We start from the raw sequence: 5,605 nt of genomic DNA on the forward strand, positions 1-5,605 counted from the left end.
TAACCTGAAGGCCGCAGGTTCAAATCCTGCCCCCGCAACCACTGATACCAACACTCCCGAGGAAGTCCCTCCGGGAGTGTTCGTTTTTGAAGCCTTTCCAAGGGCTTGCCGCTCCGTCCACGCCAGGATCTGTCCAAATTCGCCGTAAAGCGTGGCATCGATCTCGCCGCGTTTCTGGCCTGGCGTGAGGACGATCTTCTCGATCAGCATCCGCAGGGCCTCGGCCGCTTCCTGGCGCACTGCGGGGCGATTCAGGGCCTGTGTGAGCTTTGCGACCTTCTTCGCGTAGATTGTTGAGGCCGTCGGTAACAGGTCTGGCTTGTTCTCCGGTGCGTCGGCGAGCAGGGCGGCCAGCTCGGCCTTGCGGGCTTCCAGCTTTGTCATCTTCTCTTTCATCGACGGATGGTACATGCCGTCGGCAATGGCCTCGACGATCTGGGCGATCTGCTTCTCGATCTTAGCCAGTTCCACCTGCCAGGCGTCGCCGTTCGAGCGACGCTCGCGGTTCAGCCGGTTCGTCTCTTCGGCATAGGCGCGCATCGCTTCCGCTGCGACCTCGGGCGCCATCATGCGGTCCTTGAGCCCGGAGAGCACGCGTTCTTCCAGTTCTTCCTGTCGGATGGTGCGGCTGTTGGAGCAGGTGCCTTTGCTGATGTGGTTGGAGCAGGCGAACCGACCCGCGCCGCGCAGCGAATAGGGACCGCCACAGGAGCCGCAGTAGACCAGGCCGGACAGAAGAGACTGAGGCCGACGCTTGCCATTGAGCTGGTTTTTCTTGTGATGCTGGCGGACAGCTTCGGTGACGTTCGCGTATTCGTCGGCGATCACCGCCTGCCGATCGCGCACCGCTTGCCAAAGGGCATCATCGACAATCCGCAGCTCGGGCACCTCGCGGATCAACCATTCGCTCTCCGGGTTGAGGCGCGAGACGCGCCTGCCGGTCGACGGGTCCTTGATGTAGCGCAGCCGGTTCCAGATCAGGCGGCCGATATAGAGCTCGTTATTTATGAGACCCGTTCCGCGTTTCACATGGCCACGGATCGTGGTGTCTCCCCACGGCTTGCCGTTAGGTCCCGGAATACCCTCTTCGTTCAGTCTGCGTGCGATCGTTCGCGGACCGATTCCTGATGCGAATTCGCGGAAGACGCGACGGATGATATTCGCCTCAGCCTCGTCGATCTCCCGGCCGCCTCGGATCGGCTCTCCTCGGGCATCGAGTTGCTTGACGACCTTGTAGCCATAGCAGAGCCCGCCACCGGACTTGCCTTCCTCCACGCGACCACGAAGGCCTCGATGTGTCTTGGCGGCGAGATCCTTGAGGAACAACGCATTCATCGTTCCCTTCAGGCCGACATGCAACTCGCTGATCTCGCCTTCCGCCAGCGTTACGATCGGTACGCCGGCGAACTTCAGATGCTTGAAGAAAGTCGCGACATCGGCCTGGTCGCGGGAGATGCGATCCAGAGCTTCGGCCAGCACCATGTCGAACTGCCCGGCCTGGGCGTCCTGCAGCAGTGACTGGATGCCGGGACGCAAGATCATGCTCGCACCGGAGATGCCGGCATCCTTGTACGTGCCGACGATCTTCCATTTCTCGCGCTTCGCCTGCTCGCGGCAGATACGGAACTGGTCCTCGATTGAGGCCTCCCGCTGATTGTCTGAAGAGTAGCGGGCGTAGAGCGCGACACGCATCATGCAGAACCTCCCGTTACGCAACCTTGTCGAAGCGGCTCGGCTGGATCAGCACCTCGGCGGAAATCCCGAGTTGTTCATGCAAATGCCGGATCATGTCGATCGACAGACCGCGTTTGCGGTTGAGAACGTCGGCCACCCGGTTGCGGGGACCGATCATTGGTTCGAGGTCCTTGCGGGTGAGCCCCTGCTGCTCCATCCGAAACCGGATCGCCTCGATTGGATCGGGCGGATCCATCGGATAGTGCTTCGCTTCATAGACCTCGATCAGCGTAGCGAGCACGTCAAGGCGGTCCCCTTCGGGTGTACCGTTCTTGGCACCCCAAAGGCGTTCCACCTCTTCGAGTGCTGCATCGTAGTCCGCTTCGGAGCGGATAGGTCTTAGCTCAGTCGCCATGTCTCACCTCAGCTACGTCTATCCTGTCATATGCCTTGTGGGTGCCGATCCACTTGATCCAGACGATGCCCTTCTCGAAGTCGACGGCCACCACCAGGCGGTAGTCGTTGCCCTTGATGTTGAAGACAATCCGCTCGGCGTTAACGATGCTGGCCGTGGCGTAGTGTCTCTTAACATCGGCGGAACTCGCCCACTCTGCCTTACTGACTTCATCGAACCACGCATCGAGCGCGGCCTTCACGGCTGGCTGATTCTTTTGCCCCGCGAGGCTTTCGACGAACTCCCGTAAGGTGCGGCGGGCAATGATCCTCATTTGAGTCTCAATGTAGCACGGGACCATTATGGTCTCAAGGTCAAATATCGAAGCCCCGGCGGCGATCCTGCCACCGGGGCAACATGCCTGTATGTGATGCAGCCTACGTAGGTTTGCTGCTCTTTTGTCGAATAAGCTTTCGTTCCCGAGATTCTTGTCGTTCGAATTGCTCGCGCGCAATCTGGCGACCGATCAGGCGCGCCAGACGAAGCACAGGTTCGTCCGAACCAAAGTGCGCGTCGACAGACCCCACTTTACCTGTGGAGTTGCGGCCTTTCTGAACCTTCCTTTCTCGATAGGCTGCCATCTCTCTCAGAATCCCGCCGACAATCGACGGGTTGATGAGAGAGCTTTCAATCAGCGATGAAAAGTCTCACTGGAACGAGGCGAAACAACCGGCGACTGTAGCGTGCAAATCGGCGGGGTGAGGATCGCTTGTCATATCGAAGAGGGCCGTTGGCGCCCAACACTACGGGATTGAGGCTCGAACGGATAATTGCCACCCGGCGTAAGGAAACCCTGCCGGCTACGTCAATACTCCTGACACGGGTGAGGATCATGTCCTCGCAGTGCATCTCTGCTCGTTATCTAAAAGGAGAAACAGGATGAAGACGATCTACTTAATCCTCTCGGTATCAGCCATTGCGCTCGCCTCCGCCACCGCCCAGGCCGCTCAACACGGGCAGGAAGAGCCCGGTGGAATGATGCAGCAGCATGGTGGCCCGACCACCGGCCTGATGGGTCAAAGCGGCATGAATAGTCAGGGCGGTATGGGCCACGGCATGGTGCTCAAGATGATGATGGCCATGATGGATACTGACGGCGACAGCGTACTCTCACTTGAAGAGTTTCAGGCTCTACACGCCCGAATGTTCGGACTGATCGACGCCGATGGGGACGGAGCGCTTACTCTTGAGGAGATCCAGTCCTTCATGCAGGACGGCAAAATGCCTGCCGGAGGAGCTCACTAGGCCGCCGCTCCGAGAGATGCTGGGCTGCGGCAGGCTAGGCAGCCAGACCATCCCTGGTCCTGCCTCAGCAGGATTAGTTTCGGTTCCGGTCGCAAATGAGATTCGCCCTCCAGGCGAAGAGTTGTAGGCCTATGTCAGCATTGCCCACAACCTTACCAAAATAGGGGACTGGCGGCGCGGAAAGTGCGCAGCCACCCCGCCGCGTGATTCTGGGACAGCGTGGCCGTGCCGATTGAAACGATGTCGGCAGATCACACATCCGACTAGCCCTGACACTCTCACTCCGCCTTCGGCGACTCGGCGTCCGCCGACCAATGCAGATTGGCCGGGAGCTCAAATTGTGTGCGATCGAAAAGCCGAGAGCGCCTCGCCTAATTGTCCTCTCAAGGGGAATCTCCAGTTTCTAGCTCGTTATGCGCCGTCGTCGCCCTTTCTTCCAAGAAACAGCGTCCCCGCTGTGCCATCCAGGATTTTTGCCGCATCGGCCAGAAGTCCAATCCCTGCCACCGCTCCACCAGCCTGCACAAAGCGGCTGGCGGCCTCGACCTTCGGGCCCATCGAGCCAACGGGCAAGTCAAGCTGTTCGGTTTCGTCAGGGGAGATGGCCTGCACGGGTGAGGCTTGCGGCGTACCCCACTGGCGATAGACAGCATCAACGTCGGTCAGCAGCAACAACGCATCTGCTTTGAGCTGTTCGGCCAACAGTCCGCTCGCCCGGTCCTTGTCTATGACGGCTTCGACACCCACCAGAGAGCCATCCTCGAGCTTAACTACAGGAATGCCTCCGCCGCCGGCGCAAATCACAATCACTTCGCGTTCGACCAAAAGCTTTATGACGCGCATGTCCGGTATTTCCAGTGGCAAAGGCGAGGACACGATCCGCCGCCAGCCTGTCCCGTCAGGCGCAATCCGCCAGCCACGTGCTGCGGCCAGCCGGCGAGCTTCCTTCTCCTCATAAGTTGGACCAACCGGCTTGGTGGGGTTGGCGAAGGCCGTATCTTTCGAGTCTACGACGACCTGTGTTAGTAGCGTCACAACTGGGACTGCATGGTCGAGCGCATTCTCCAACTCTTGCTCGATCAGGTAGCCGACCATCCCCTCCGTCTCAGCGCCCAGAACATCGAGAGGGTAGGCTTCGTCAGGCCTGTATGCTGCACCTTGCAATGCGAGCAGACCGATCTGCGGCCCGTTGCCGTGTGTGACGACGAGACGATGGCCCGCACGAACCATCTCAGCGAGCGAGGCAGCCGCGCGTCTGACGTTGTCGCGCTGTGTCTCGGCGGTCATCGGCTCGCCACGCTGCAGAAGCGCATTGCCGCCCAAGGCTACGACGACTAGCATCTCAGTTACCGATCGTGGCAACGAGCACCGCCTTGATAGTGTGCATGCGGTTCTCAGCTTGGTCGAAGACGATCGACGCCGAGCTCTCGAACACCTCGTCGGTCACTTCCATTGCGTCAAGTCCGAACTTTTCGGCAATTTCGGCTCCAACGCTGGTTGCGGTGTCATGGAAGGCGGGAAGGCAATGCATGAACTTGGTGCAAGGATTGCCGGTCTTGCTCATCAAGTCCGCATTGACCTGATAGGGCATCAAAAGCTTGATGCGTTCGGCCCATTTTTCTGCCGGCTCTCCCATCGAGAGCCAGACGTCGGTGTAGACGAAATCCACACCGTCGACAGCGCGTTTGACGTCGTCGGTAATCATCACGCGTGCCCCGGTTTGCCCAGATATCATTTCGGCTTCCTCGCGGATCGCATCCGCGGGCCAACAGGCCTTTGGCGCACACAGCCGCACATCCATTCCCATCTTGGCGCCGCCAATAAGAAGGCTATCGCCCATGTTGTTGCCGGCATCGCCGACGAAGACGTAGGAGATTTCATTCAACGTCTTATCCGAGTGCTCTTTCATAGTGAGGAGGTCGGCCAGAATTTGGGTGGGATGGAACTCGTCTGTGAGGCCGTTATAAACAGGTACGCCAGCATAGGCTGCGAGTTCTTCCACGATCGTCTGCCCGAAGCCGCGATACTCTATCGCATCATAGACACGGCCGAGCACCCGCGCGGTATCCTTCACGTTCTCCTTGTGTCCAAGATGGCTTCCTGACGGGCCGAGATAGGTGACGGTCGCACCCTGGTCGTGCGCCGCGACCTCGAAACCAACCCGAGTACGGGTGGAGTCCTTTTCAAATATTAGAGTATCCGTCTTTATCAAGCCCTCATTTGCGCCCATTT

6 protein-coding genes are annotated in these 5,605 nt (G+C 59.3%); 1 reads left to right on the forward strand and 5 read right to left on the reverse strand.

All coding sequences use genetic code 11. The features are described from left to right. From K7H91_RS25255 to K7H91_RS25265, 3 genes are all read right to left on the reverse strand, one after another. Positions 1-1,695: recombinase family protein (locus tag K7H91_RS25255; RefSeq protein WP_230722924.1), on the reverse strand; the 1,695-nt coding region annotated here is incomplete at its 3' end. 13 nt (positions 1,696-1,708) lie between these two features. Next, positions 1,709-2,089 (reverse strand): helix-turn-helix domain-containing protein, encoded by a 381-nt coding sequence (locus K7H91_RS25260; RefSeq protein WP_230722925.1) that lies wholly within the window; start codon positions 2,087-2,089, stop codon positions 1,709-1,711. Beyond that, complete coding sequence (locus K7H91_RS25265; RefSeq protein ID WP_230722926.1) at positions 2,079-2,402, reverse strand: type II toxin-antitoxin system HigB family toxin; 324 nt, start codon at positions 2,400-2,402, stop codon at positions 2,079-2,081. The genes K7H91_RS25260 and K7H91_RS25265 overlap by 11 nt, the downstream gene beginning before the upstream one ends. A 605-nt stretch (positions 2,403-3,007) precedes the next feature. Between K7H91_RS25265 and K7H91_RS25270 the strand changes: the two genes are divergently transcribed. Next, entirely contained in the window at positions 3,008-3,373 is a 366-nt protein-coding gene (locus K7H91_RS25270; RefSeq protein ID WP_044411741.1) for an EF-hand domain-containing protein, read from the forward strand. Between the two features lie 411 nt (positions 3,374-3,784). On the opposite strand, the gene arcC is transcribed toward K7H91_RS25270, so the two are convergent. Beyond that, positions 3,785-4,714, reverse strand: coding sequence for a carbamate kinase (gene arcC, locus K7H91_RS25275; RefSeq protein ID WP_044411739.1), 930 nt, complete (start codon positions 4,712-4,714; stop codon positions 3,785-3,787). A gap of 1 nt (position 4,715) precedes the next feature. Next, on the reverse strand, positions 4,716-5,605 hold an 890-nt coding region (gene argF, locus K7H91_RS25280), incomplete at its 5' end, for an ornithine carbamoyltransferase (RefSeq protein ID WP_230722927.1).

It is taken from the genome of Martelella mediterranea (genome assembly GCF_021021415.1).
Taxonomy (GTDB): Bacteria; Pseudomonadota; Alphaproteobacteria; order Rhizobiales; family Rhizobiaceae; genus Martelella; species Martelella mediterranea_C.

Excerpts from the sequence above, each read along its gene's own strand:
- K7H91_RS25270 (WP_044411741.1), top strand. The coding sequence starts at position 3,008 with ATGAAGACGATCTACTTAATCCTCTCGGTATCAGCCATTGCGCTCGCC.
- K7H91_RS25260 (WP_230722925.1), bottom strand. The coding sequence starts at position 2,089 with ATGGCGACTGAGCTAAGACCTATCCGCTCCGAAGCGGACTACGATGCA.
- K7H91_RS25265 (WP_230722926.1), bottom strand. The coding sequence starts at position 2,402 with ATGAGGATCATTGCCCGCCGCACCTTACGGGAGTTCGTCGAAAGCCTC.
- arcC (WP_044411739.1), bottom strand. The coding sequence starts at position 4,714 with ATGCTAGTCGTCGTAGCCTTGGGCGGCAATGCGCTTCTGCAGCGTGGC.